This is a genomic window from Hyphomonas oceanitis SCH89 (genome assembly GCF_000685295.1).
Lineage (GTDB): Bacteria > Pseudomonadota > Alphaproteobacteria > Caulobacterales > Hyphomonadaceae > Hyphomonas > Hyphomonas oceanitis.
Map to the genome: position 1 here is coordinate 87396 of NZ_ARYL01000004.1, position 25520 is coordinate 112915.

Here is a 25520-nt window from a genome sequence, read left to right on the forward strand (position 1 = left end):
CCGCAAGCGGGGGAGGATAAGCTCATCTCACGCCGCTTCCGCAATGATCCTTGCCACATCTTCGGCGTAGCGTTGGGCCTTTTTCTCGCCGACGCCGCTGATCTGGCGCAGGGCATCGGAAGAAGCCGGGCGTTCGCGGGCGATTTCGGCGAGGGTACGGTCGTGGAAGATGACGTAAGGCGGCACGCCGCGCGCCTTGGCCGTATCGGTCCGCCACGTCCGCAGGGCATCGAACAGGTCCTGGTCGCGTCCTGACAGGTCGGCCACGGCGGCAGCTGAGGCCACTGAGCGACCCTTCGCGGGTTTCTTGCGGGCCGCAGCGACATCCTCGCGCAGCATCAGCGTCCGCTCGCCCCGGAACAGGGCGCGGGCCGCCTCGCCATCGGGCACGATGATGGAGGGCCGCATCAGGTCGCCGCCTTCGGCCAGCATCCCGTCGAACAGGAGCGCATCGAACACGCGGTCCCAGCCCGCCTTGGGCAGGTCCTTGCCGACGCCGAACGTGGACTGGGTGGAGAGCTGCTCGTCGAAGCCATCTTTCGTGGTGCCCATCAGGTGCAGGACGAGCCGTCCCCGGCCCACTTTCTGACCACAGCGGATGACCGCCGAGACCGCCATCTGGGCCCAGCGGGTCGCATCATGCGCCTGCCCCGGCTCGGCCGTGCAGACATCGCAGACGCCGCAGGGCTCAACCTTCTCCTCGCCGAAATAGCGCCGCACCGCGCCGCGCCGGCATTCATCACCATTTAAGAAGGCGAACAGCTGCCGCGTCTTGGTCAGCTGGACGCGTTTAACCTCTTCCGGCGCATCGCCCTGATGCGTCCACGAGAGGGAACGTGCCATGTCGGACGGGCCGTAAAGCGCAATGCCGTCTGCCGGTTCGCCGTCGCGCCCTGCCCGGCCGACTTCCTGCCAATAGGCTTCCAGTGTCTTTGGCGGATCGGCATGAATGACGAAGCGCACATCCGGCTTGTCGACGCCCATGCCGAAGGCGACCGTCGCGCACATGACCAAGCCTTCTTCCAGCAGGAACCGTCGCTGGCGCTCGGAGCGCACCTCCGCGTCGAGCCCTGCATGGTAGGCGAGTGCGGGAATGCCTGCCCGTTCCAGCGCCTCGGCCACGTCTTCCGTGCCCTTGCGCGTGGCGGCGTAGACAATGCCGGAGACACCGCCGCGCGCCTTGACCAGCTGGACCACGCGCGCCGTGCGCCCGCCGCCCTTGGGCTCGGCCGAGAGCGTCAGGTTCGGGCGGTCGAAGCTCGCCACATGAAGGGCCGGATCGGTCAGTTGCAGCTGGGCGAGGATGTCGTCACGCGTGCGCGTGTCGGCGGTGGCGGTCACGGCGAGGCGGGGCACGCCGGGGAAGAGTTCGCGCAGGCGGCCAAGGGCGCGATAGTCGGGCCGGAAGTCATGGCCCCACTGGCTCACGCAGTGCGCTTCATCAACCGCGATCAGCGACACATCCATGCCCGCAAGGCGCTGGGCGAGGCCGGTGCCGAGGCCTTCGGGCGAGACATAGAGCAGGTCCATCTCGCCGCGCTGGGCGGCATTCAGCGCCTCGGTGCGGGCGTTGAAATCCATCGAGCTGTCGAGCCGCTCGGCCCGCACGCCGACCTGTTTCAGCGCGTCGACCTGGTCCGACATCAGCGCGATCAAAGGCGACACGACAATGGCGCAACCGGGCCGGATCAGCGCCGGGATCTGGTAGCAGAGCGACTTGCCGCCGCCGGTCGGCAGCACGGCGAGCGCGTCGCGGCCTTCCAGCACATCGCTGATCACGTCTTCCTGAAGGCCGCGAAAGGCCTTGAAGCCGTAAACGCGCTGCAGGATCGCACGGGCTTCATCGAGTTGAGGGCTGGGAGGCATGGAATGTGTTGTGGCGGGTCGCGTGAGTCGGAGCAAGAGGCGGAATGCGGAGGGCTAGCTGACGAAGTCGATCCGGTCGTCGTAAATCTCGTAGGCCCAGCTGCTGGCCTTCTGGCGCTGCGTCTCCGCAGCAACGAAGGCGATGATGGCGTCGCGCTCGGCGATGGGTCGCCCTGTCACGCTTTCCCAGCGCTGCGGTGTCGGCAGGTCAACGCTGATATGGACCCGGCCGGCGCACATCTCGTGCGGGAAAGGGATACGAATATCACCGTCTGAATAGATGATGGTTCCGGCGCGGGCATTGCCGTCGAACTCAAGATGCCGACCAAACTGCGAAACCATTCGCCCCAGCACGCGCGCGCGCAGCTCAAGGTCCTCGTCCGGAAGGCTGTTTCCAAAACCGTCGCGGTACACGATGGGCCCCGTCGAGGGCTCGGGCGCCGGCTGGGGTTCAGGGGGCGGCGCGATGCCTGCTTCCAGCTTCTCGAGCGGCAGGACATGGCACCAGCCATCGGTATGGTGGATCTCGATACGGTAAGGGCCGGGCGGCCAGGGGAACGTATCAATGAGAATCTGGACCCGGCCATTCAGGCGCGCCGTGACGTCTGCCTCGTCGATGACAGCCCCGCCGGGGCCAAGAATGCGGAAGGTACTGTAACCCGTATAGCCGTCCTGCGGCAGCCAGAACGTGACCTGTTGACTGCCGGGATAGCGCACGAACCGCGCCGCAAGATCACCGACACCCGCCAGTGTTTCGGACAGCGTCGCATGGCCCAATACGATCGCGCCTTCAAAGCCTTCGCCGCCTGCCATGGATGTCCCGCCTGATCGTCGCGGCGATCTAGGGCCGCATGCCGCCGGTTGCCAAGGGGCTTTCCCTCACCTCCCACGCCCTAACGGTCGCGGGTCCCTCCTCTCCCAGAGGGAGAGGGGTTTGACCGGAAGAGCCACTAACCCCTCTCCCGCTTGCGGGAGAGGAGGGGCCCATCGCGCAGCGATGGGAGATGAGAGTCTACGTCAAATCCGCAATGGGGAAAAGCATACATTCGATTTTGAATTGAACGGAAGGTTGAATGCCCCCATGTCAGATATGGAGGTGTGATGGAAACGTCCGATCAAAACAGACCGACCCAAGAGCGCGCTGCGCTTCAGAGGCTTTTGCGGCGACGGGGTCGGAGGGGGAAAGTCGGTGCAAACGCCAAGACCACGATCAAGAGCTGGGCGGAGTATAACGAGGTGAACTTCGCACCTTCAGGCGATCATTCGCGGTCGACAAAATTCTTGGTGATCGCAGTCGCCGTTCTGTTGGTGATCGTATTTCCGGCGAGCTTGATGATCGTACAATCCGCGCACTCTCATCCACGCACAATGCATGAGATCCTTGGAAGCGCACTCGAATCCATCATGCATGTATCTATCGGTCTCATCATTGTGGCAGTACTGGGCGCGGTCGGCGTTCTTCTCATTAGCCCATTTCTCTGGCTTTACGCGCGACTTGACCGGGATAACCCTGCTGCCCGCCGGTCACTCAGCGCTCATGCCGATCGCATCAATGCTCGCCACCAAGCCGCAATGCCGCCGCGCGACGGCGCTGGCGTCGGAACTGTAGCCGCCGCCGAGAACAGCGCAGAGCGGGACGGCCTGTGAGGCGCAGGCCTCGGCCACGTAGCGGTCGCGGGCGGCGAGGCCTGCGTCGCTGAGGCTGAGTAGACCGAGCCGGTCGTCGGCATGGGGATCGACCCCCGCATTGTAGAAGACAAGGTCCGGCTGGCTGGCCAGCGCTTCAGCCACGAGCGTTTCCAGCGCCGCGAGATAGGCCGCATCGCCCGTGCCCTTCGGCAGGCCGATATCAAGATCAGAGGGCGGCTTCTCGCGCGGCCAGTTCTGTTCGCAATGCAGCGAGGCGGTGAAGGCGCGTGGCTCGGCACCCAGGATCAGCGCGGTGCCGTCACCATGGTGCACATCGCAATCGACCACGGCAACGCGGCGCACGGCGCCTTCCTGCAAAAGCAGCAGGGCCCCCACGGCCACATCATTGAACACGCAAAAGCCCGCGCCGCCATCCGGCCCGGCATGGTGGCTGCCCCCGGCGAGGTTCACCGCCGCGCCATGTTCCAGCGCAAGCCGCGCGGCAAGGCAGGTGCCGCCCACGGCTGCGCGCGAGCGCCGGGCAATGGCGGGCGTGATCTCGAAGCCGATCTTGCGGGCGGCTTTGGCGTCCAGCGTCTGGCCGAGAATGGCGCCGACATAGGCCGGGTCATGCGCAAGGTGCAGCCAGGCCTCGGGCGCCAGCAGCGGCTCGAAGAACTCGTAACCCGCCGCGCGGAGCATATCCGCCACCAGCGCGTATTTGCGCATGGGGAAGCGGTGGTCGTCCGGCACGGTGCGGGCGTCATAGTCAGGATGATGAACGAGCGGGAGCATGGGCATGAGGTAGCGGATTTCGCGGCGGCGTCCAGTCATGCGCAAAACGCATAAATGTGATCCAGCCGCCGCCCTACATGGGAACTCAGGCCATGCCATATAGCTTTCAACACCAACACTTATACGGATGGAGCACACCGATGATTGACATTCGACGCTTTGAAAACCTGGGCCGCTTCAAGAATGAGTGGCTGAACGCAAACTATCACTTCTCCTTCTCGGGCTATCACGACCCGCGCCGCATGGGCGAAGGCGCCCTGCGCGTCTGGAACGATGACACGATCGAGCCGCATACCGGCTTCCCGCCGCATGGCCACCAGTCCATGGAGATCATCACCTATGTCCGCAAAGGGGCGATCACCCACAAGGACTCACTGGGCAATCATGGCCGCACCGAAGCCGGTGACGTTCAGGTGATGAGCGCCGGCAGCGGTGTGCAGCATGCGGAATGGAACGAGGAAGACGAAGCCACGACCCTGTTCCAGATATGGATCCAGCCACGCTCGGCTGGCGGCAAGCCCAGTTGGGGCGCCCGCAAGTTTCCGAAAGGCGAACGCTCCGGCAACTGGGCGCTGCTCGCCTCCGGAGACGGCGACAAGGACAGCCTTGTCATCAATCAGGACGCCAAGATTCTGGGCGCCACTCTGAAGACGGGCGAAAAGCTGACCTATGAGGTGACCGCAGGTCGCCACGGCTATCTCGTTCTGGCCGCCGGTTCGGTGACGTTGAATGGCGAAACGCTGAAAGCCCGCGACGGCGTTGCCGTGACGGGGGCCGAGACCCTGACGCTGGAAGGCGTCGAGGATGCCGAGATCGTCTTTGTTGATACGGTTTGACCTTTCCGTCAGGCCCACCTACCAGCCAGCCTGAGCCATGTGACCCGCGTGGCTCAGGTCTGACAGGGGGACGCCACCTTGAAAATCATCCGCAGCAAAGACTTTACCGCACCGCAAGCCTGGGGCGCGCTGGATGTCGCAAACATGGGCGGCATCACAACGCGCCTTCACTGGACGGATCAGCCCTACAAGTGGCACGTCAATGACGGCGAGGAAGTGTTCGCCGTGCTCGATGGCATTGTCGACATGCACTATCGCGAGGACGGCGAGGAGAAAGTCGTCACGCTAACAACGGGCGATGTCTTCTTCGCCGGGATCGGGTGCGAGCATGTCGCCCATCCGCAAGGCGAAGCCCGCATACTCGTCGTCGAACGCGAAGGCAGTGTCTGACGCGCCGCTCACAGCCCCGTGACTTCAGGAACATGCGGCCGCATGCTACATTGATCATGAGGACAATTCAGGAGAATGATCCCATGAAATACCTACTTGCTGCTGCCTCTTTCGCCCTGCTTGCAACGCCTGCCGCACTGGCGACCGAAATCGATGTTGGTTACTCGACTGACTTTCAGGAAAAGCTCCAGGATGATTATGGCGCCCGCGAAGGCACCTATCTAGCCGACTCGATCAAGGAAGACCTGAAGCGCGAATTCAAGGCCGCCAGCCTGAATGTCGACCGCGTCAGCGTCACCATCGAGAAAGCCACACCAAACAAGCCGACATTCAAACAGCTCGGCGACAAGCCCGGCCTTGACTACGGCGCTTCCCGCAGCATTGGCGGCATGAAACTGTCGGCGACCGCGTTCGATGCGAGCGGCACCGAGATGGGCTCCATGACCTATGACTGGTTCGAGACCGACATCCGCTATTCCGGTATCGCCACATGGCAGGACGCCAAGCGTTCGGCTGACCGCTTTGCCCGCAAGTTTGCGAAACAACTCGCAGGCGCGCCAGCTGACGAAGTGGAATCCTGATCGCTTGCGCGAGCCGGTTTAAAGCACCAGTTCGCAGCGCTCATTGAGGCTTGGCCGGGCCACCGCAACGCGGGTCAGGCCCGGCAGGCCCGGCGCCAGATCAGCCGCCGCCCAGAGGCATATGCGCTCAAGCGTCGGCACGTCCAGGCCCTCAATCTCGTTCAGCAGCTTGTGGTCCAGCTTCGCAGCCGTGGCCTCCAGCGTGGCTGTGAGATGAGAGAAATCCTCGACCCATTGCTCTCCGGCTTTCACCGTTCCGGCCACCGTGGCTTCCAGACGGAAGGAATGCCCGTGGACATTGCGATAGGGATGGCCCTCGGGCTTGCCGCCCATGTAGTGTGCCGCCTCGAAGGTCACCGCTTTGGAGATTTCGAAGACACGGCCTTCCACGCTCAGGGAAGCCCGATCAGTTTGTGCGTTTGCAAGCTCAGTCGCCATTGGGGATTCTTCATACAATAGGTCGTTGCGGCCTGAATATTTCGGGCCTGGTCCGGGTCGTCCTTCGGTTGCAGGAAAAAGTGCGAAAAGTCCAGTTTCGAGAACCGTTCCGGCTGCGCTTCGGCTTCGTCCTGCGGATAGACCAGTTTCAGCTCGCTGCCGCGTGTCTGCACCAGAGGCGCATTGGCCTTCGGGCTGACGCAGATCCAGTCGAGGCCTTCGGGCGCCGCGATCGTGCCGTTTGTCTCGACGCCGATCTCGAAGCCTTCGGCCTTGAGAGCGGCAATCAGGGGCGCATCGAGCTGCAGCAGTGGCTCGCCGCCCGTGCAGACAACATAGCGCGGGCCAGCCTCGCCGGCCTCGGCTTCCCAGATCGCCTTCACATGGGTCGCCAGGTCTTCCGCCGCGCGGAACTTGCCGCCATTGACGCCATTCGTGCCGACAAAGTCGGTGTCGCAGAAACGGCAGACGGCCTTGTCGCGGTCGCGCTCCAGCCCCGACCACAAGTTGCATCCGGCAAAGCGCAGGAAAACGGCCGCGCGGCCGGTTTGCGCGCCTTCGCCCTGCAGCGTGTAATAGGCTTCCTTGACGGTCCAGGTCATGCGCCGGCCTTCCAGCGCTGCCAGCCACTGGAGCGCAGTTCGCAGGCCGGGCACGTGCCACAGCCATAGCCCCACTCATGCCGGCGTGTGCGGTCACCGAGGTAGCAGGTATGGGTCTCTTCCGTGATCAGATCGACCAGCGCCTGACCGCCTGTCTCCTCGGCGAGGGCCCATGTTCCTGCCTTGTCGACATACATTAGCGGTGTCTCGATCCGGACAGTGGAATCGAGCCCGAGCTGGAGCGTCTGCTCTTGCGCGGCGAGGGTGGCGGCGCGGCAATCGGGATAGCCCGAATAGTCCGTTTCGCACATGCCGCCGACGAGGACGTCGATACCCCGGCGATAGGCCAAAGCCCCCGCCAGCGTGAAGAAAAGCAGGTTGCGACCTGGCACGAAAGTTGACGGCAGGCCCGCCTCAGTCATCTCGATGGCAACGTCGTCGGTCATCGCGCTTTCGCCGAGCGACTTCAGGACACTCGCGTCCAGCATGTGGTCGGCGCCGAGGCGCTCGCCCCATTCGGGAAACTGCGCACGAATCGAATCGATGAATCGCGTCCGGCATTCCAGTTCCACGCGATGGCGCTGGCCGTAATCGAAGCCCAAAGTCTCGACCCTTCCGTAGCGTCTTAACGCAACGGCAAGGCATGTCGCCGAGTCCTGTCCCCCTGAGAAAAGCACGAGTGCGGATGTGTTCTTGTCTGTCATGGATCGCCTGTAACAGCCTGTCGGAATGGGGCCAAGCGGCAGCGTTACATTAATGACACCTACCCCAAACCAAATGCATGGGGGCCATGCAAATATGTTGACATTGGGGTCCCACTCAATTTCTGATGATAGGTGAAGTGGTCCCGCCAATGAGGACGCTCATCAAAATCAGTTAGATCGTGGCTTGCCATCCCGACGAGCCCGAGGGGAGGAAAATTAAGAATGACTCGCAGAAAAGACTCGAAAACCGTCTTGTTTGCCGGCGCTTCGGCGCTGGCAATGGTCCTTTTGTCTGGACAGGCAGTTGCGCAAGAAGGTGACACGCCGTCGGCGGTGGACGACGCATCGAACCCGCGTATGCTTGATCGCGTGGTTGTGACGACCCAGAAACGGTCGGAAAGCATCCAGGATGTTCCTATCGCGGTTTCAGCATTTGATCCGGAAAACCTGGATCGTTTGAACATCAACACCGGTGCCGATCTCCAGTTCAACATCCCGAACTTCCAATCTTCGCAAGGTAACTTCTCGGCCGGTTCGATCTCGATTCGTGGTATCGTAAACGCGGCTGTTGGCGCGTCTTCCGATGATGCAGTTGGCACTCACATCAACGGCGTCCCATCCTCCGGTTCATACATTCTTGAAACAGAATTGTTCGATGTCGAACGCGTCGAGATCCTTCGGGGACCGCAGGGCACACTCTACGGCCGCAACGCGACGGGCGGTGTGCTGAACGCTGTGACCGCAAAGCCAATTTATGATGAATTCTCTGCTAACCTCCAGGGTTCATATGGCGAATACAACATGCAGAAGCTTACGGGCTACGTGAACATTCCTTTCGGTGATGATTTCGGCGTACGCCTCGCGGGCTTTACTTTGAAGCGCGACGGTTTCTCTGATGCGATACTGCCGGACGGCTCTAAGCAGGACGTTGATGGACGCGATCTGAGTGCCCTGCGTGCAACGATTGGAGGCGACTTCAGCGACAACTCCAGCTTCTGGCTCATGTACGAAACATATGATGAGGATTCGACACGGACCCGCTCGACGAAGCAGCTCTGCACAAAAGATACACGTCCGTTTCCGTTCAACCAGGGTTGTACGCCGTACGAGACATCCGGCCTCGGATACGCACGTGACGGAAATGGGAATCCGATCTAGGTGCGCCCGGGATTTGGAACCGTTAATTCCGCCGGGACGCTCGGCGGCGTTCTTGCCGCCAATCTCGGGCTCTACAACGCGTTCGGAACGGACTCCAACGCCGGAAATACAACGTCGTCCAACCTACGGGAGTTCGAAACCAACCTCGTTCCTAAGTTTGTCTCCAGCCAGCAGACGATCACTGGCCAGTTCCAGCATGACTTCGACAATGACCTGAGCATGACTCTGCTTGGCTCCTACAATGACAGCAGCCGGGAGTTTACCGACGATTATAACAAAGGCATCGGTTCGGTTAAATTCAACATTACTCCTCTGACACCCGACCTCGACGGCGATGGTGATGGTGACTTCCTGGGTTATACGGCGCTGACGGGCCAGCCCTTACCTTTTGATTCACGTATGCGCGTACCGGCCGACACGCTGCTGGCAACGGACCGTGCTGCCCAGGCTTTCATAACGACCAGTTTCGAAGCCCGCCTTCAATCTGACTATGAAGGCCCATTCAACTTCACAGTTGGTGCCCTTAGCCTGAACGCCGAAGGGAACGCTGACTATAACGTGTTTTTTAATACGGCCGAAGCACTTGGTGTCGCCACAGGCTTGCCTGGCGACCGGACCTACTTCCGTAGCAATAGCCCTTATGAGCTGGACGCCAAAGCAGTCTTCGGTGAAGTCTATTACAATATGACCGATGACTTCAAATGGACCCTGGGTCTTCGCTATACGGATGACCAAAAGTCTCAGAAGAACACACCCAGCCTTCTGCTTGAGCCAGCCGGCCCTGCCGGTGCCTATGATGACGGAGGCCGCCTCAACGGTGAATTTGAGGGCGGGCCGGTTCAAAAAGCCGACTTCCAAGAACTCACCGGCCGCTTTGGTTTCGACTGGCAGTTGGGCGATTTTGGTCCGACCGATGAAACGTTGCTCTATGCCTTTGTTTCACGCGGTTATAAGGGTGGCGGCATCAACCCGCCGCAATCGGCTGGTCTTGTCACTGTGAAAAATACATTCGATCCGGAATTTATCAACGCGTTTGAGGTCGGCACCAAGAGCACGCTCTTTGGTGGCGCAGGCCAGATGAACTTGGCGGCCTTCTATTACGACTATAAAGGCTACCAAATCTCATCGATCGTGAACCGCTCTTCGATTAACGAAAATGTCGACGCGAAGGTCGCAGGTTTCGAGGCAGAATTCTACTGGCAGATGACCAACAATTTCCGGGTCGACACAACACTCGGTCTGCTGAGCGCTAAGCTCAAGGATCAAAGCTTGCTCGACACATACGACCAGACAGGCGGCGACCCGAACTGGCTCATCGTCAAGGATGCTGCCACGACACAGAACTGTGTCGCCAGCGCTGCTGGTGTGGGAGCACTTCTCGCTGCGACGGCTGGAACGCCCTTGGCAGGTACGCCTGCTCTGATCTGTAGTCCGGCGCAGCTGAACGCAACGCTAGCGACTTTCCTGGGTCAAGCAACGGCCGATGCCCTTACACCAGCTCTGGCACCAAATGGTATTCAGACCGATGTGTCGGACAATTTCTTGCCACGTGCGCCGGAAACCACCCTCTCGGTGGGAGCACAGTACGAAATGGAGCTGGGTGAAAACTGGAGCACCATCCTGCGGGGTGACTTCTACTACCAGGCCGATATGTACTCGCGGATCTTCAACCTTGAAGCCGACAAGATCGACAGCTGGCAGAACGCGAACGCGTCCCTCACGTTCACAAATGAAGGCGCCGGTTTCGAAGTGGAACTCTACGTCAAGAACCTTCTCGAGGATGACCAGATAACGTCGCAATACCTCACAGACGCATCGTCGGGTCTCTACACCAATGTATTCCTTCTGGAGCCGCGCCAGTTTGGTATCCGGGTCGGTAAATCCTGGTAAGACGCCACGAACTGCGCGGCGGGCTCAAGACCCGCCGCGTCACAAACTGGGGCAGCTCGCAGGAGCTGCCCCTTTTTTTGTTTGGTCCGCGCGCCGCAGCAGACTATCCTGCCTGTCATATTTCAGAACAAGGATACGGGTTATCATGCGCTTTTACCCAGCAGGCCTCGCCGCTGCTCTCATGCTCGCCGCCTGTGGCAGCGCCGCCGAAAACACGCCAACCGTCAGCAGCGATGTCAAACTGAAGCTCACGCCGGTCGTTACCGAGGCCGAATTCCCGTGGGGCATGGCCTTCCTGCCGAATGGGGACCTGCTGTTCACCGAAAAGGAAGGCGGCCTGAAATATGTCGCCGGCGGCGAAGGCACACCGACATCCGTCAGCGGCCTGCCGCCTGCCTATATCGAAGGCCAGGCCGGCTATCTGGGCATTGCGCTGGACCCGGACTTTGCCACCAACCGGCAGGTCTACATTTCCTATTCCAAGGGCGATGACGCGGCCAATGGCGCCGCAATCATTCATGGCCGCCTGAGCGATGATGGCAGCGCGCTGGAAGACGTGACCGAAATCTTCTGGGCCGACCGGCGCGACACGGCCTACCATTTCGGCTCGCGCCTTCAGTTCGCCAGTGACGGCACGCTCTATGCGACGCTGGGCGAGGGCTTCAAATACATGGAGCAGGCGCAGGACCCGAAAATTACGCATGGCTCGATCATCCGTATCAACAAGGATGGCAGCATCCCCGCCGACAATCCCTTCGCCGATGGCGCGGTCGGCAATCCGGCGGTCTGGTCCTATGGCCACCGCAATGAGCAGGGCCTCTACTATGACGCCGAGACAGACACGCTCTACGAGACCGAGCACGGGCCGAAGGGCGGCGACGAGTTCAACATCATCAAGAAGGGCGCCAATTATGGCTGGCCCAAAATCACCTATGGCGTCGACTATGACGGCACAATCATCACCGACCAGACCGAGGCCGAAGGCATGGAACAGCCGCTGACTTATTGGGTGCCATCCATTGCGCCATCAGGCCTCACCAAGCTGACCAGCGATGTCTATCCGGGCTGGAAGGGCGACATTTTCACTGGCGGCATGAACGGCCCGGCAGGCCTGAAACTGGTGCGCATCGACATGGAAGACGGCAAGGTCGCCGGCAAGGAAGACCTGCTGGTTGACGAATACGCGATCCGCGACGTGATCCAGGGGCCGGACGGCCACCTCTACGTGGCCACCAAGGACATGGACGGCATCTTCCGCGTGGATCTGGCGGAATAGCGCCTAGCGCTTGACGTCCCGGCGCGACCTGAGGGCGGCGGCCAGCGTGCCGTCGTCCAGATGGTCGAGTTCGCCGCCAACGGGTACACCATGGGCAAGGCGGGTGACTTCCACGCCCGTTCCCTCCAGCATGTCGGCGACATAATGGGCCGTTGTCTGCCCGTCCACGGTGGCATTCAGGGCGAGAATGACTTCGCGAATGCCGCCCGCCTCGACGCGGCCGACCAGCGGACCGATGTGGAGGTCATCCGGGCCGATGCCGTCAATCGCCGAGAGGACGCCGCCGAGCACATGGTAGCGCCCCCGGAAAGCCCCGCCGCGCTCCAGCGCCCAGAGGTCCGGCACATCTTCCACAACACAGATCACGCCATCGTCGCGGCCATCGGCCTGGCAAACGGCGCAGGGCTGGACCGTGTCGAAATTCCCGCAGATCTCGCAGCGATCGATCTTCTCGCCTGCGTCGCGCAGGGCATCGGCCAAGGGTAGCAGCATCTGGTCCTTGCGCTTCAGGAGGAACAGCACGGCGCGCCGGGCCGAGCGCGGGCCAAAGCCGGGCAACCGGGCCATCAGCTCGATCAGGCGAAGAAGTTCAGGACCAGCGGAGCGTTGGGACATGCGATCAGTCTCTGCCCGAGTCTGCTGTGGCAAGGCAAGGCCGAATGCGGGTTCCGCTTCTGTTGAGGGTCAGCCCTCGCTGGCCGTGTCTGCAAGAACCTGACGGAGGGTGTGGCGCGAGCGCTCTGAGATATCGGCGTTGCTATCCCGATAATAGGCCAGCGCAACAAGCGCGACGGAGAGGGCCCATCCACGCCCTCGTTCCCATGTTGCGGCATCAACGTCCAAAGAGGACCGGAAGACGGCACGGGAGGATTGTGGCAGCAGGCTCCAGGCGACCATCAGGTCGCAGGCAGGATCGCCAACGCCCGTCAGGCCAAAGTCGATGAGGCCGCAGAGGCGACCATTGCTGGCGAGCAAATTGCCGGAATGGATATCGCCATGAATCCAGACGGGTGCTGCGGTCCGGACCGGCGCCGCCAGGGCTGTATCCCACAGGGCGGTGAGCGCCGGGAGGTCATATTCGTCTTTCAGCGTTTCCATCGCCTTACGCGTCACGCCATCACGCAGGGCAAGCGGCACGCCGCGATATTCATTGTGGGCGCCACTTGGCGGGCCGGCTGCGGCATCCACTGTTTGAAACGCGTTGAGCAATGCAGCTAGCGTTGCGGCGGCATCATCCATATCGGCAATCTGGTCGGGCGTGGCGGGGACGCCTTCAATCCAGCTGTAGACCGACCAGTTCCAGGGATATCGGTCATCGGCCAATCCGTGACCAAGTGGCTCCGGAATGGCGAGCGGCAGGGCGCCGAGCCGAGGCAGCCAGAGCTGTTCCTTATCAACATGCCCCGCCGCCCGGGCAACACGCGGCAGACGCACGCACATGTCTGTGCCCAGCCGGAACATGACATTGTCCGTTCCATCCGAGGCAACAGGCGTCAGCGGCAATGCCGCCCATTGGGGAAACTGGCTGTCCAGCAGACTGCGAACCAGCGAGACGTCAATTTCCGGTCCGGATGTGCTTTTCTCGCTTATGTCCAATCCCCGCAATCGTCCTCGCCGGGTATTCTATCAGAGAATGCAGCCTTTGGGAGAAACAAGCCTCAGAACGGCAGCTTGAAGCCGGGGAGCATGCCCCCGCCGAGGCCCTGGGTGGCGGCTTTCATGGCCTCTTCCATCGCTTCGTCGAGGCGCTTGCGGGCATCTGAATGGGCGGCTTTGAGCAAGTCTTCGAGGATTTCCGGATCGTCGCTCATCAGGGACGGGTCGATCTGGACGGAGATCAGGTCGCCCTTGCCTTTGAGGCGGATGCGGACGAGGCCAGCGCCAGCGACGCCATCGGCCTCGGTGGCTTCGATCTTGGCCTGGGCCTCCTGCATCTTGGCCTGCATTTCCTGGGCCTGCTGCATGATCTTGGCGAGGTCTTTCATGGCGGTGCTTCCTCTTATTATTAGCGCCGGGCGGCGAGCTGGATGACATTGTCACCCGCAGGCCCGGATTCAAGCGGTTCGGGCTCGATCACATCCACAATCACTGCGCCCGGCAGGCTGGCCAGCGCCTCGGCGACGGCCGGATGGGCCGCGGCGGAGGCGAAGCGCTCCTCGCGGGTGCGGATCTCGGTCTGGCGCACGGTTTCGCCGCCGCCGGAGACGCGCTCGACAACCCAGTCCATGTCGGTTTCGTTCTCGAGGAATTTCTTCAGGCGGGCCAGCAGGTCGGCCGGGGCGCCGGGCTCCAGTTCGCACTGCAGCAGGCCGGGCGTGATCTTGCCGGGGCGGACGTATTTCTCCAGCTCGACCTGAAGGTTCACTTCGCGCAGCTCGTCGAGGCAGGCGATGATATCGGAAAAGCTTGTGATGCCGCCGGGATGGTGCGGCGCCTCAGGGGGGGCGTCAGACTTTCCCGGCGAATCTGTGCCTCCGCTGGCGATGAGGCGCGCAGCCTCTTCGGGCGATGGCAGGGTGCAGGCGGCTGTCAGGCGCAGAAGTACCATGTTCAGCGCCGTCGCCGTGTCGGGCGCGGTCTGCAAATCATTGAAGCCGGAGAGCAGGATCTGCCAGCAGCGCGAGGCCTGCGCCGGTGTCAGCTTCTGCGCGAGCGCCTGCGTGCGGGCGGCCCAGTCGGCCGGGCCGCCGGGATCGTAGTCGCCGCCAGTGGCCTGCGCAACGGCGACGTCGGCGGCAATGTCCATCAGGTCCTTCAGGATGACCGACGGGTCAGCCCCGGCATGGACCTGGTCCTTGATCTCGGTGAGGGCGGCCTTGGCGTCGCCATTGATGGCAAAGCTGAACGCATCGAGCAGGCGGCCCCGGTCGCCAAGGCCGAGCATGTCGCGCACGGCGGGGCCGGTGACCTCGCCGCCATCCATTGTCTGGACGATGGCCTGATCGAGAATGGAGAGCGCGTCGCGCACCGAGCCTTCGGCGGCGCGGGAAATAAGGGCGAGGCCTTCTTCGGAGACCCTGGCGCCTTCGCGCTCGGCGATGCGTTTCAGGTGAGCGGCGAGTTCGACGGAGTCGAGCCGCTTCAGGTCAAACCGCTGACAGCGCGACAGGACCGTGACCGGCACCTTGCGGATTTCCGTTGTCGCGAAGATGAATTTCACATGCGGCGGCGGCTCTTCCAGCGTCTTCAGCAGCGCATTGAACGCGGCTGTCGACAGCATGTGAACCTCGTCGATGATGTAGACTTTATAGCGCGCCGAGACGGGCGCGTAGCGGGCGCCGTCCAGCAGGTCGCGCATGTCGGCGACGCCTGTGCGGGAGGCGGCATCGAGTTCCAGCACGTCAGGATGGCGGCTGGCCATGATGGCTTCACAATGGTCGCCCGGCGGGTCGAGATGAATGGACGGGGCGTCGTGGCCCTCGCGTGTGTAGTTGAGGCCGCGGGCGAGCAGGCGCGCCGTGGTGGTCTTGCCGACGCCGCGCACGCCGGTGAGCATGAAGGCATGGGCGATACGGCCCGTCTCGAACGCGTTCGAGAGGGTGCGGACCATGGCCTCCTGGCCGATCAGGTCGGTGAAGAGGCGCGGGCGGTATTTGCGCGCGAGAACCTGATAGGCCTTGGGCTTCGCGCCAGCCTCTTCCTCTCCGAACATGGAGAAGGTCTGGTCGTCGCGCTCGGGGGTATCAGATTCGCTCATCGCGGGGACATTAGCGGCTTCGCAGGCGCGGGGGCAAGGAAACAAAGCAAGGCTCATCCGGAGTGAAGTCGAAGGATGCGCCGGGAGGCAGAGAATCCGGCATTCGCCCGCGCCCGTCCTTCGACTTCGCTCAGGATGAGCGCTTTGCGAGGGCGGCACTACCTATCGAATTCGTAACTCAAGCCGGGATTGGCTTGCTGCTATGCCTGCAATCATGGGTGGGATGAGACATGCGCAGAGGCTGGCGGAGGCCATGGCAGGGTCGCTCTGGGCGAAAGGCCTGCTGTCGGCCGGGCTGCATGCGCTGGTGCTGGGCGCCGTGCTGCTGGTCAATCCCTGGCGCCCGCGCCCGCCGGTTGCGACGGTGCCGCTGATTGTCGACCTGATCGTCGAGCCGCCTCCCGAGACACCCCCGCCGCCAGCCCCTGCCCCGCCCGCGCCCGTCGAGACAGTCCCTGCCCGCCGCGACCTGCCAAAGCTGGAGACACAGACGACGCGCGCACCACCCGCCGCCACGCCTGACGATACGCCGGGCGAGACGCTGATCCTGCCGGAGGAGACCGCCCCCGGCAGCGCGGAAATCGGCAATGTGCCCGAGGGGCCGGGGGTAGACCCCGCCGTGCAGACAGCGCTGGCGATGATGTTTTGCGGGCGCATGAGCCCGGAGGAGCGCGAGGCCGCGGACTGCCCGCCGGAGCCCATGCCTGATCCGTTTGACCGGGAGCCCTGGTTCAGGCTGGCCACGCCGGAAGAGAAACGGCTACAGGCGCTGTATAGCGAAAAACTGGCGCGGACGGGTGGCTATGACAATCTGCTGGAATGGTATGTCGAGCATGACAAGCCTATTCCCAAAATGCTGCCGGGCGGGATCGACAATTCGATATTTGTCGATCGCAAGAGCGAGGCGGATATCCAGCATGACCGTTTGATGCGCGGCGGCACGATGGACTGGGAAGACGACATCCGCCGCGCGCACGGCCAGTAGGCGCCCGCTGAAGACCGGGCGACCGGCGCAAGGGAAACACGGTCAAATCGCAGGTTTGACCATTTCACACCGACCCATAAAGTGTGGAGCATGATGCCGCGTATCGGTCTGCTTTTCATGATGGTCTTCCTGTCGGCGTGCGCAAAGCAGCCGCCGCCGGTGGATGACGCCCTGTGCCAGGACGCTCCCGCCATAAAGAAAGCGATTAAGAGCGACCAATTGAATTATGTACCTGATCACGTTCTGAACCCTCCCCTTAACGCCCCCGAGCCATCCCTGCTTGATCCCATCAAGATACGGCCGTGTGATGTGGTGGCGCTGGATATCCAGACGTGGGGCGAGCACCCTAACGGAAGACTACTTCGTAACTCTTTTGACAAAATCGACGGTGAGGGACGTCTTGAGTTTGTATCCGAGACCTGGGAGCGCAGCTTTGTTCGAAACACGGACGACGACAGCTACCATGTTGCGGTGCAGACTCGAAAATTTTACCTCGTCACCTCGGCCAAGCCTGTGACATGGCAAATATACTATTCACATGAATCAGACACCGTCTGGATGGCCCCGGATCTTCTGATGTCCGCTCAACTGGAGCCCTAGCGCGCGATCAGTCGATCCCGAATCGCCTGCTGCATGGCGTCGTCCACCCCGAGCGTGTCGGCAAGGTAGGCGTCGATGGAGCCGGATTCGGCGGTCATCGTGGCGAGGGCTGTTTCGAGATAGCGCAGGCGCACGCCGAGGAAGGGGCGATAGACCTCCGCGTCATGGCGCTTGCCCAGCATGTCGTTGAAATACTTCGCCGCTTCCGGGAGGAAGAGCGAGACATTCACGGCCTTGTTGGTCAACTCGTAATCCTCGCGGATATCTTCCTCGCTGACACCCAGCACATGATGCGTGAGGGCGCAGAGGATGCCCGTGCGGTCCTTGCCGGCGGCGCAGTTGACGAGGCCCGCCTGATCGCCATCCAGGGCAGCCAGTAGGCGGAACCAGTCGGCAAACATCTCGGTATGGTGGGCCTTGTAGGGGGCCAGCTGGTAATAGGTGTTCATCCAGCCATCGGCGGCCTCGGCATTGACTTCGACTTCCTGCAGGAAGCGCGTGTGGGGGGCATCTACCTCACGGCCGCCATCATGGGTGATCGTGGCGGGAGCCGACCAGCGGCCGGGCTGTTTTTCGCGCTCGTCAGGGCGGCGCAAGTCTGCCTGAAGGGCGATGCCGAGCGCTTCAATGGCCTCGATATCGGCCTCGGAGGCCTCGCCATAATGGCCGGAGCGGAACAGGAGGCCGGGTTTCACCGCGCCCCCGTAGCGGGAGGCGTAGCCACCGAAATCACGGAAATTGCGGACGCCTTCGAGCGGATAGATGCGGGTTTTCATGGCTAACCAGCTAGCGCGCGATACCCACCCCGTCCAGACAGGACCTTGCGTCAGCTGTGAATGACCGGGAACCAGGGCCAGTCTTCCGCGTAGTGAGGGCCTACGGCATATCTGCCGATGAAGGAGATACCTCAATGACAAAGTTCCGTTCTGCCCTACTCGCTGCCTGCCTCGTGGTTGGCGCGCCCGTCCTGACAACCGCGTGCACAAGCATGCCGGACGAAGTCAGCCGCGCTGATATCGATTCCCAGAGCACGCAGGCGCTGAACCGCCTGACCGCTGACAATTCGGCCGCCAAGGCAATCGCTGCGAAATCGCGCGCCGTGCTGATCTTCCCGTCGATCGTCAAAGCCGGTCTCGGTGTTGGCGGCGCTTATGGTGAAGGCGAAATGCGCAAGAGCGGCGTCGTGCAGGACTATTACAGCACGTTTACCGGTTCGTGGGGCCTTCAGGCCGGCGCGCAGCAATATGGCTATGCCGTCTTCCTGATGAATGACGATGCCGTGAAATATGTTGAAGATTCGGACGGCTGGGAAATCGGCGTCGGCCCAACGGTCGTTCTGGTGAATGCCGGTGTTGCCGAGAACCTCTCGACCTCGACGCTGAAGGAAGACGCTTACGCGTTCATCTTCGACCAGAAGGGCCTGATGGCCGGCATCAGCATCGAAGGCACAAAGATCACGAAGCTTGATGCGAAATAGGCTTTAGGCTTTTGAACTGAATGACGGGCGCTTCCTTTGGAGGCGCCCGTTTTCTTTTGGGGCGGGACACTACGTATGGACGCTCCGACAATCGCTCTCTAGCTCAGTGCAGTCCCTTCAGGATGAAAGGTGCCTGCGATGAACGTCATGAGCCGCGTACGACTCTATCATGCGACGCTCGCCATTCTGGCGATCCTTGCCTACCTCACAGGTGAAATTTTTCCCGCCCATGCCTGGCTGGGCTATGGCGTTGCCTTCGTGATTGCTGCGCGACTTGCCTGGGCGATCGGCGGCGAGCGGCAGTTCGGGTTGACGCGTTTCTATCCCGACTTCTCCGGCCTGAAGCTCAAGGGCGCAGCCACACATCCCGCGATCAGCCGCACCCTCATGCTGGGCATCGCCCTCACCCTCGTAACCGCTACCGGGACCGGCATTGTCATGGATGGGGGACGGTCCCTGCCGTCCATGTCGTCCGGGGTGGCAGCCGCCCCGGCGACTGCGGGTGAACAGACTCAAACGCCTCGCATTCGCGATCACGGCGATGACGACGACGACGACGAAGGAGAGCGCGAAGGAGACGAAGGCCCGCTATCGGAAGTGCACGAACTGTCCGCGAACCTGCTTCTCCTGTTTGTCGGCCTGCACGTTGCCTATCTCATCCTGTTCAAGCGTCCGCTGGCGAAGTTCATGCTATTCCTGCCGCGTGGCGCGAAGCGCAAGCCGCCGGCTACCTGAATGACGGGCGCTTCCTTTGGAGGCGCCCGTTTCGATTCCGGGTTGTCTCCGGCAAATTTTCGCCTGAAACTTCGCCCTGTGGAAACGGGACGGAGACGAAAAGGGGACCGACATGCCCGAATGGATTCTTCGCTGGATGGCCATCGGCCTTTTGGCGCTCATCACTTTCATCTTCATCGTGCTGGGAGCGGCTGTCCTCAGCGGCCTGACCAATGACCTGTTCCATGCCTTTCTGGAGCTGACCTGGCCCGACAGGCGCGTGGCCGCCATGGCCTCGTTCGAGCCGGATTCGCGCGAGCAGATTTCCTTCTCCATCCTGAATTATGGCATCACGGCGCTTGGCACGGCCTGGGTCGCGTCCTTTGCCTATCTCGTCGTGATGCGGAACCAGCAGAAACAGACCGACCAGCAGCTGTCCATGGCACGCCTGCAACTGACAACGGACCTCGACGAGCAGATCCTCCAGGTGCTGGAATCCGAAGGCGTCGTGGATTTCACCGCTGACGGCAAGCCGGTACGTGTCCGCCTGATCAGCGTGATGGACCGCAACACGCAATGGCGCGCCGGATCGGACCGTTACTGGAAATACCGGGAGGGCGAACGCACGGTTGCCTTTGTCGACACGTCCACCGTGGTCAGCCAGAAGGCCGAGGTCAGCGTCTCGGCCCTGCAGCGCTATCTCGGCTGGATACGGCGGATCATGCGGGCCATCGAGACCGGCGTGCTGCATGACCGCGACGTGCTGCTGTTCTGGCGATGGGTCGTGATCGGCTGCTACAAGGGACGATACCCCTTCATGCGCGACATCTTTTTCAAGGACGACCTTGATGATTTCGTGGCGCTGGTCGACCGGATCATCGTGACCGGCGCGAAGGAAGGCAGCGGACGCGACTTTGTCGGCTACCTGCAAACTCTTGGCGAGCCGGAGCTGATCGCGCTGCTGTCGGACGAGGCGAAAGCGATTGTGACGCCGCAGGCCGTGGCGGTTTAGACCCTCACCTCCCATTGCTGCGCAACGGGCCCCTCCTCTCCCAGAGGGAGAGGGGTTGACCCGGCGCCGTCGCGGATGTGGATTTGCGGCATGAAGGAAACGAGGGATCGAGCTCGCGAATTACGCCGGGACGGAAGTTTTCCGGAGCGTTTGCTATGGTCAAAATTGCGGAACCGACACCTCGGTGGTTTGAAGTTCCGGCGGCAGCATCCGATTGGTCCCTATTTTGCTGACTTCGCATGCGAAGAGGCGAAGCTCATTATTGAACTTGATGGGGATACGCATGGCAATCCGGACCAGCAGGCACATGATGCCAGGCGGACGGCTTTCCTCGAGAGTCAGGATTGGCAGGTAGTTCGTATCTGGAATAGCGATCTGCTGGAAAATATCGACGGGGTTCTGGATACGATCCAGCTCACCCTCATTCACATTTCCAGAACACGCGACGGCTCGACGTAACCCCTCTCCCTTTGGGAGAGGAGGGGCCCGCGCCCGTCAGGGCGTGGGAGGTGAGGGCCTACCGGAACGGCGGTTCGTCGAAGGCGCGGAGTTTGCGGCTGTGCAGTTTGGCGCCCTTGTCGGCGGCGAGCATTTCGAGGGTTTCGATGCCGATGCGGATGTGTTCGCCGATGGCGCGTTCGTAGAAGCGGTTGGCCGCCCCGGGCAGCTTGATCTCGCCGTGGAGCGGCTTGTCGGAGACACAGAGGAGGACGCCATAAGGCACGCGGAGGCGATAGCCATTGGCGGCAATCGTGGCGCTTTCCATGTCGATGGCGATGGCGCGGGACTTGTTGAAGCGCCGGGCGCTGGCGGTGAAGCGCAGTTCCCAGTTGCGGTCATCCGTGGTGACAACCGTGCCCGTGCGCAGGCGACGCTTCAGGGCATCGCCGGTTTCGCCGGTGACGCGGGCGGCGGCTTCCTGCAGCGCGACCTGGACTTCGGCGAGGGCCGGGACCGGGATTTCGGGCGGCAGCACGGCGTCAAGCACATGGTCTTCGCGCAGGTAGGCGTGGGCGAGCACATAGTCGCCGATTGACTGGCTGTGGCGCAGGCCGCCGCAGTGGCCGACCATGAGCCAGACCTGCGGGCGCAGGACGGCGAGATGGTCCGTGATCGTCTTTGCGTTGGACGGGCCAACGCCAATATTGACCAGCGTGATCCCTGCCCCGTTGGGCGCGCGCAGGTGATAGGCCGGCATCTGGTAACGGCGCCACGGGGCCGCGTCGATGTCGGCGCGCGACGCCTCGGTGACATCCGACACTTCCAGCCCGCCGGGGACGGAGAGCGAGGTGTAGTGGCTGTCCGTGCCGATCTGGGTCAGCGCCCAGTCGCAGAAGGCATCGACATAGCGGTGATAGTTCGTGAAGAGAACATAGTGCTGGAAGTGCTCGACCGGCGTGCCGGTATAGTGCTGGAGGCGCTTCAGCGAGAGATCGACGCGCGGCCCGTCGAACAGGGCCAGCGGGTGGGTCTCGTAGGGCTCGTAAAGCTCGCCATCGGCCACTTCATCGCCAATGTCTGCCAGTTGCGGGCTGGGGAACCAGCGGGCGAGTTCGGCGGGCGAGATTTCCTCAAGGCCCTCGGCCTGTCCCTGTTCCCAGACATAGGCATAGGGGATTTCCTGCGACGAGCGCTCGACGACGACTTCGATGTCATAGTCACGCATCAAAGGCGTAAGCTGTTCGATCAGGTAGGGGCGGAAGAAATCCGGCCGTGTGAAGCTGGAAATATAGGTGCCGGCTTCCGACATCTTGCCGAAGGCGCGGGAGATGGGCGGCGGCGGGCCGTCCGGATCATAGGTGAGCCGGATCTGCGGATAGCAGAAGGCGCCGCTATCGCGGAGATTGGCCTCGGGCGGCGTGCCCTTGTGGAGGTAAAGATCGAGCGCGCCGGAAAGCGCCTCGACGGCTTCGCTGTAAAGCTTGTCCAGCGCGTCAACGACCGCTGCAGGTGTGGTGAGTTTCGTCATGTGCCCAGATGCCGGAAATGAATGGACTCGTCAATTGCCGCTGCTTGTTACGGCGAATTACGGATTGCCGACTTCCCTTGATGGTTGCAATGGCTTGGCGCGCCTGAAAAACGGAATAGTTTCAGTCGCAACCTTGGGAGGGGATAATGCGTACACGCCTGTTGGACGGAGTTGTGGCCCTGTCGGCCGCAGCGGGGGCCGGGCTGGAAATGATCCTGTCGCTGGCCCCGCCAAACCCGGGTGGGCTGGCCGGAACGCTCGTCGAATATTTCAGCTATTTTACGCTGGATACGAATGTGCTGGTCGCTCTGGCCATGGGCTGGAGCGCGCTGGCACCTGAAAGCGGACCAGGGAAATTCTTTTCGAAGCCGGGCGTGCGCACTGCCATCACGCTCTACATCCTGCTGGTGGCGCTGGTTTATCACTTCATGCTGCGCGATATCTGGACGCCTTATGGCTGGGCCAAGGTATCCAATTTCATCCTGCATTATGTGACGCCGGTCCTGATGCTGTGCAACTGGCTGCTGATCTCGCGCAAGGACGGGCTGCGCCTGTTGCAGATTCCGGGCTGGATGACCTTCCCGGCCATCTATGCCGTGCTGGTGCTGCTGCGCGGGCAGCTGACCGGTATCTATCCCTATGGGTTCCTCAATGTGGCCGAGATCGGCTGGGGCGCATCGCTGATGAATGTGGCTGGCATGATCCTCGGGATGGGGCTGGCCGGATGCGTCATGGTTGTGGCGGCGCGAAGGCTGCCGCATGGCCCCATGGGGGCCATGCCGGCCAAGTGAGGCGTCAGTGCGATTTCGGTGACGGGACCGCGCTGGAGCCCGCCGTTCCGATGCCGAGTGAGCCGTCCATGTAATCCGAAATCGGCGTGGGCGTTGCAGCACGTGCGCCCGGTGCAGGTGGTGCCTGCCCGGTCGATTTTGCGCTGTGGAGGGCCTTCGGTTCAGGACGTATCGGCGTGCGCGACGGCTTTCAACGCAATATCATGAAGCTCCAGAATAGCGGCGCGTTCGTGCGTGTCCTGACGGGGACTGCGCACCACGGGTGGCAGGTCTTCGGCGAGAATGGGCGCGGGCTCCGGTGCGCGCAGGTCGTCTGCGAGGCGCCGTGTCATGCGGGCAATGTGGCGGGCGGGATCGGCATAGACATCGCGCAGGGCGACAGCGCGGCGCACAAGGGCCTGGGCGGGAATGAGGTCGTCAGGCCGGGGCGGATATTCGCCGGGCTCTGGCGGTGGCAGGGGCTGGTCGAGATAAAGCATGCGCGGACGCAGGGCAGCGGCGCGACTGGGCGGTTGTGGGCGGGCGGCGCCGGGGCGTGGGCAAGGATCGGACAGGCGGAAGACGGGACGCGTGAAGAGAGCGCGGCGCGCGGGCCGGGCGGGCTTGCGGGTGGGCGCGCTGACCTTGTGGCTGCTGCGCACAACGCGTTCCGGCAGGGGCTGTTCCAGCACCATGAGGACAAGCAGGCGGCGCGTGAGCATTTCGAGCCGCACGAGGCGGGCGCGCAGGACGGCGCATTCAGCCCGCTTGAGGAACGGGCGGCACAGGGTGAGCCCGAGCCGCAGACTGCCCACAAGTCCATGGGCATGATAATCCGCCCGCCGCCAGGAGACGATGAGGAGGCTGCGCAGGGAGTCAGAGAGGTTGAACATGGCGCCGATCATGCCACGAGCTGGTGAGGGGGCGGAAAGCGCAGGGGCAAAAGAGCCGGAATGGCCGGTGCCTGCTGGATCGGCGGCAGAGCGAAGTGTGGGATAGGCGGACGGCCGCGCGCGAATCACTGGTCGCGTCCGGCGCAGCATTTCGCGGGCCATATGCCGGATGCCCGGTCCACCCCCGATGGAGCCGCGGGCAATGTCTGGCACCTGCAGGAAGCCGTGCAGATCGCGGCGCTGGCCGGCGATTCACCCCTGCCCTGTTATGCCGCACCATGACCGTGGTCAGGCGCCGGATGAACTTGCGGAATTTTGACCGGAATCGCTTAAAATACCCTCAGTACATTGTTTTAATACTATTTATATGGGAATCTTCCGTAGCGTAAGCTGGCAAAAGGAATGAGTTATCATGCAAATATGCATGCCAGACCTCCAGAATTCGGGATTCGGAGCGCCATTTCAGATGAAGGTTTAGGCAGCCGCGCCCGCTAAACAGGCGCTGGCAGAACAGACGCAGCGTTTGACATAAAATTCGCGTTTCAATCGTTGCGTTGCTGCGTCTGCGAGAACATTATTGCAGTGCAGCATGAGTTGGCTGCTCCCAGTTGGCCAGTGCGCGCCTCAGCGCATTACGGGGAGTAGCGATCATAAGACTCAGTTGCGGGGGGAGTTTCCTGCCGGAATTTTCCGGCGCTAACTTCTTAAAGGGCTAAACCCATGTTGAAACCAATTGCATCTATCATGGCCGCTGCCGTGATCCTCTCGCCAGTCGCTTTTGCTGAAGCGCAAACACCCATCACTGTCGAAATCCAGTACGACAAGGACCTGCTGGCGCTTGATGCCGGCGCACCTGTCGTGATGGCTTCGATCAAGGCGCAGGCCAAGAAAGCCTGCACCAGCTATGTTCCCGTCTTCGGCGGCAATTACACAGATCGCAGCTGTGTCAACGACATCGTGTCGGCCGCCGTTTCCAAGATCAACGAACAGCAGGCGCTGGAAGGCCGTGAAACGGCTGACGAATTTGCCCAGCAGACCGTGATGATCCTCGCCGACGCGGAACAACGCTAGGCCATTTCCTCCCGGTCTTGTGCGTTGGAGGGGTCGCCCACGGCCACGGGCGGCCCCTCACTTCACCTTATTGGTGAAAGGTGAGTCCGTTACAAAATCTGAAGGACAAAGCGCGCGAACCATGTATGTTCACGCTTTGGTGCAGGGCGACGTGAAAGCGTCGCCTT

27 protein-coding genes are annotated in these 25520 nt (G+C 62.2%); 14 read left to right on the forward strand and 13 right to left on the reverse strand.

Annotated elements, in window-relative coordinates:
• Positions 1 to 27: 27 nt before the first annotated feature.
• The 3 genes from recQ to HOC_RS04245 form a co-directional block, all read right to left on the reverse strand.
• The gene (recQ, locus tag HOC_RS04235) at positions 28 to 1866 is read right to left on the reverse strand and encodes a DNA helicase RecQ (protein WP_035536061.1); all 1839 of its coding nucleotides are present in this window, start codon (positions 1864 to 1866) and stop codon (positions 28 to 30) included.
• Between the two features lie 54 nt (positions 1867 to 1920).
• Complete coding sequence (locus tag HOC_RS04240) at positions 1921 to 2679, reverse strand: hypothetical protein (protein ID WP_035536062.1); 759 nt, start codon at positions 2677 to 2679, stop codon at positions 1921 to 1923.
• A 711-nt stretch (positions 2680 to 3390) separates the two neighbouring features.
• Entirely contained in the window at positions 3391 to 4290 is a 900-nt protein-coding gene (locus tag HOC_RS04245) for a histone deacetylase family protein (RefSeq protein ID WP_035536247.1), read from the reverse strand.
• 140 nt (positions 4291 to 4430) lie between these two features.
• Here HOC_RS04245 and HOC_RS04250 point away from each other — a divergent pair, with 140 nt between their 5' ends.
• The 3 genes from HOC_RS04250 to HOC_RS04260 all read left to right on the forward strand — a co-directional run bounded on the left by HOC_RS04250 (position 4431) and on the right by HOC_RS04260 (position 6097).
• On the forward strand, positions 4431 to 5126 hold the full coding sequence (locus tag HOC_RS04250; RefSeq protein ID WP_035536063.1) for a pirin family protein: 696 nt from the start codon (positions 4431 to 4433) through the stop codon (positions 5124 to 5126).
• Between the two features lie 78 nt (positions 5127 to 5204).
• Positions 5205 to 5516 (forward strand): cupin domain-containing protein, encoded by a 312-nt coding sequence (locus tag HOC_RS04255; RefSeq protein ID WP_035536065.1) that lies wholly within the window; start codon positions 5205 to 5207, stop codon positions 5514 to 5516.
• Positions 5517 to 5599: 83 nt separating this feature from the next.
• Complete coding sequence (locus tag HOC_RS04260) at positions 5600 to 6097, forward strand: hypothetical protein (protein WP_035536067.1); 498 nt, start codon at positions 5600 to 5602, stop codon at positions 6095 to 6097.
• Between the two features lie 18 nt (positions 6098 to 6115).
• Here the strand turns inward: HOC_RS04260 and HOC_RS04265 are convergent, their stop codons facing one another.
• The 3 genes from HOC_RS04265 to queC are packed head-to-tail and all read right to left on the reverse strand — an operon-like array spanning position 6116 to position 7841.
• Positions 6116 to 6535 carry a 6-carboxytetrahydropterin synthase gene (locus HOC_RS04265; RefSeq protein ID WP_051624510.1) on the reverse strand — a complete coding sequence of 140 codons (420 nt, stop codon included), beginning with the start codon at positions 6533 to 6535 and terminating at the stop codon, positions 6116 to 6118.
• A complete protein-coding gene (gene queE / locus HOC_RS04270) occupies positions 6490 to 7137 on the reverse strand; it encodes a 7-carboxy-7-deazaguanine synthase (RefSeq protein ID WP_035536070.1) in 648 nt (215 codons plus the stop codon). The genes HOC_RS04265 and queE overlap by 46 nt, the downstream gene beginning before the upstream one ends.
• Positions 7134 to 7841: a 7-cyano-7-deazaguanine synthase QueC gene (queC, locus tag HOC_RS04275; protein ID WP_035536073.1), complete on the reverse strand. Its 708-nt coding sequence runs from the start codon at positions 7839 to 7841 to the stop codon at positions 7134 to 7136. The genes queE and queC overlap by 4 nt, the downstream gene beginning before the upstream one ends.
• Before the next feature lie 222 nt (positions 7842 to 8063).
• Between queC and HOC_RS21030 the strand changes: the two genes are divergently transcribed.
• From HOC_RS21030 to HOC_RS04285, 3 genes are all read left to right on the forward strand, one after another.
• Complete coding sequence (locus HOC_RS21030; RefSeq protein ID WP_051624511.1) at positions 8064 to 8999, forward strand: TonB-dependent receptor; 936 nt, start codon at positions 8064 to 8066, stop codon at positions 8997 to 8999.
• A complete protein-coding gene (locus HOC_RS04280) occupies positions 9000 to 10889 on the forward strand; it encodes a TonB-dependent receptor domain-containing protein (protein ID WP_051624512.1) in 1890 nt (629 codons plus the stop codon).
• A 145-nt stretch (positions 10890 to 11034) separates the two neighbouring features.
• A complete protein-coding gene (locus HOC_RS04285; protein ID WP_035536074.1) occupies positions 11035 to 12165 on the forward strand; it encodes a PQQ-dependent sugar dehydrogenase in 1131 nt (376 codons plus the stop codon).
• A gap of 3 nt (positions 12166 to 12168) precedes the next feature.
• Here the strand turns inward: HOC_RS04285 and recR are convergent, their stop codons facing one another.
• The 4 genes from recR to HOC_RS04305 form a co-directional block, all read right to left on the reverse strand.
• Positions 12169 to 12780: a recombination mediator RecR gene (gene recR, locus HOC_RS04290; RefSeq protein ID WP_035536075.1), complete on the reverse strand. Its 612-nt coding sequence runs from the start codon at positions 12778 to 12780 to the stop codon at positions 12169 to 12171.
• Positions 12781 to 12849: 69 nt separating this feature from the next.
• The gene (locus HOC_RS04295) at positions 12850 to 13761 is read right to left on the reverse strand and encodes an aminoglycoside phosphotransferase family protein (protein ID WP_156950373.1); all 912 of its coding nucleotides are present in this window, start codon (positions 13759 to 13761) and stop codon (positions 12850 to 12852) included.
• 62 nt (positions 13762 to 13823) lie between these two features.
• Positions 13824 to 14150: a YbaB/EbfC family nucleoid-associated protein gene (locus HOC_RS04300; RefSeq protein WP_035536076.1), complete on the reverse strand. Its 327-nt coding sequence runs from the start codon at positions 14148 to 14150 to the stop codon at positions 13824 to 13826.
• A 20-nt stretch (positions 14151 to 14170) separates the two neighbouring features.
• A complete protein-coding gene (locus tag HOC_RS04305) occupies positions 14171 to 15862 on the reverse strand; it encodes a DNA polymerase III subunit gamma/tau (RefSeq protein WP_035536077.1) in 1692 nt (563 codons plus the stop codon).
• A 253-nt stretch (positions 15863 to 16115) separates the two neighbouring features.
• Between HOC_RS04305 and HOC_RS21035 the strand changes: the two genes are divergently transcribed.
• A complete protein-coding gene (locus HOC_RS21035) occupies positions 16116 to 16847 on the forward strand; it encodes a hypothetical protein (protein WP_051624513.1) in 732 nt (243 codons plus the stop codon).
• A 90-nt stretch (positions 16848 to 16937) separates the two neighbouring features.
• A complete protein-coding gene (locus HOC_RS04315; protein ID WP_156950374.1) occupies positions 16938 to 17447 on the forward strand; it encodes a hypothetical protein in 510 nt (169 codons plus the stop codon).
• Here the strand turns inward: HOC_RS04315 and HOC_RS04320 are convergent.
• Positions 17444 to 18223 carry a tyrosine-protein phosphatase gene (locus HOC_RS04320; protein ID WP_035536081.1) on the reverse strand — a complete coding sequence of 260 codons (780 nt, stop codon included), beginning with the start codon at positions 18221 to 18223 and terminating at the stop codon, positions 17444 to 17446. The two genes, HOC_RS04315 and HOC_RS04320, sit on opposite strands and share 4 nt — an antisense overlap.
• A gap of 134 nt (positions 18224 to 18357) precedes the next feature.
• On the opposite strand from HOC_RS04320, the gene HOC_RS04325 reads away from it, so the two are divergent.
• From HOC_RS04325 to HOC_RS04340, 4 genes are all read left to right on the forward strand, one after another.
• On the forward strand, positions 18358 to 18924 hold the full coding sequence (locus HOC_RS04325; RefSeq protein ID WP_035536083.1) for a lipid-binding SYLF domain-containing protein: 567 nt from the start codon (positions 18358 to 18360) through the stop codon (positions 18922 to 18924).
• Between the two features lie 147 nt (positions 18925 to 19071).
• Positions 19072 to 19659: a cytochrome b/b6 domain-containing protein gene (locus tag HOC_RS04330; protein WP_162174803.1), complete on the forward strand. Its 588-nt coding sequence runs from the start codon at positions 19072 to 19074 to the stop codon at positions 19657 to 19659.
• Between the two features lie 112 nt (positions 19660 to 19771).
• On the forward strand, positions 19772 to 20650 hold the full coding sequence (locus tag HOC_RS04335) for a hypothetical protein (RefSeq protein WP_035536086.1): 879 nt from the start codon (positions 19772 to 19774) through the stop codon (positions 20648 to 20650).
• A 90-nt stretch (positions 20651 to 20740) separates the two neighbouring features.
• Complete coding sequence (locus HOC_RS04340; protein WP_051624530.1) at positions 20741 to 21109, forward strand: endonuclease domain-containing protein; 369 nt, start codon at positions 20741 to 20743, stop codon at positions 21107 to 21109.
• A gap of 58 nt (positions 21110 to 21167) precedes the next feature.
• Here the strand turns inward: HOC_RS04340 and HOC_RS04345 are convergent, their stop codons facing one another.
• On the reverse strand, positions 21168 to 22619 hold the full coding sequence (locus HOC_RS04345) for an AMP nucleosidase (protein WP_035536092.1): 1452 nt from the start codon (positions 22617 to 22619) through the stop codon (positions 21168 to 21170).
• A gap of 146 nt (positions 22620 to 22765) precedes the next feature.
• Here HOC_RS04345 and HOC_RS04350 point away from each other — a divergent pair, with 146 nt between their 5' ends.
• On the forward strand, positions 22766 to 23410 hold the full coding sequence (locus tag HOC_RS04350) for a Pr6Pr family membrane protein (protein WP_051624514.1): 645 nt from the start codon (positions 22766 to 22768) through the stop codon (positions 23408 to 23410).
• A 161-nt stretch (positions 23411 to 23571) separates the two neighbouring features.
• Here HOC_RS04350 and HOC_RS22085 read toward each other — a convergent pair whose 3' ends face one another.
• On the reverse strand, positions 23572 to 24495 hold the full coding sequence (locus HOC_RS22085; protein ID WP_156950375.1) for a hypothetical protein: 924 nt from the start codon (positions 24493 to 24495) through the stop codon (positions 23572 to 23574).
• Positions 24496 to 25002: 507 nt separating this feature from the next.
• On the opposite strand from HOC_RS22085, the gene HOC_RS04360 reads away from it, so the two are divergent.
• Complete coding sequence (locus HOC_RS04360) at positions 25003 to 25353, forward strand: UrcA family protein (protein ID WP_084146129.1); 351 nt, start codon at positions 25003 to 25005, stop codon at positions 25351 to 25353.
• The last annotated feature ends 167 nt before the right edge of the window (positions 25354 to 25520 follow it).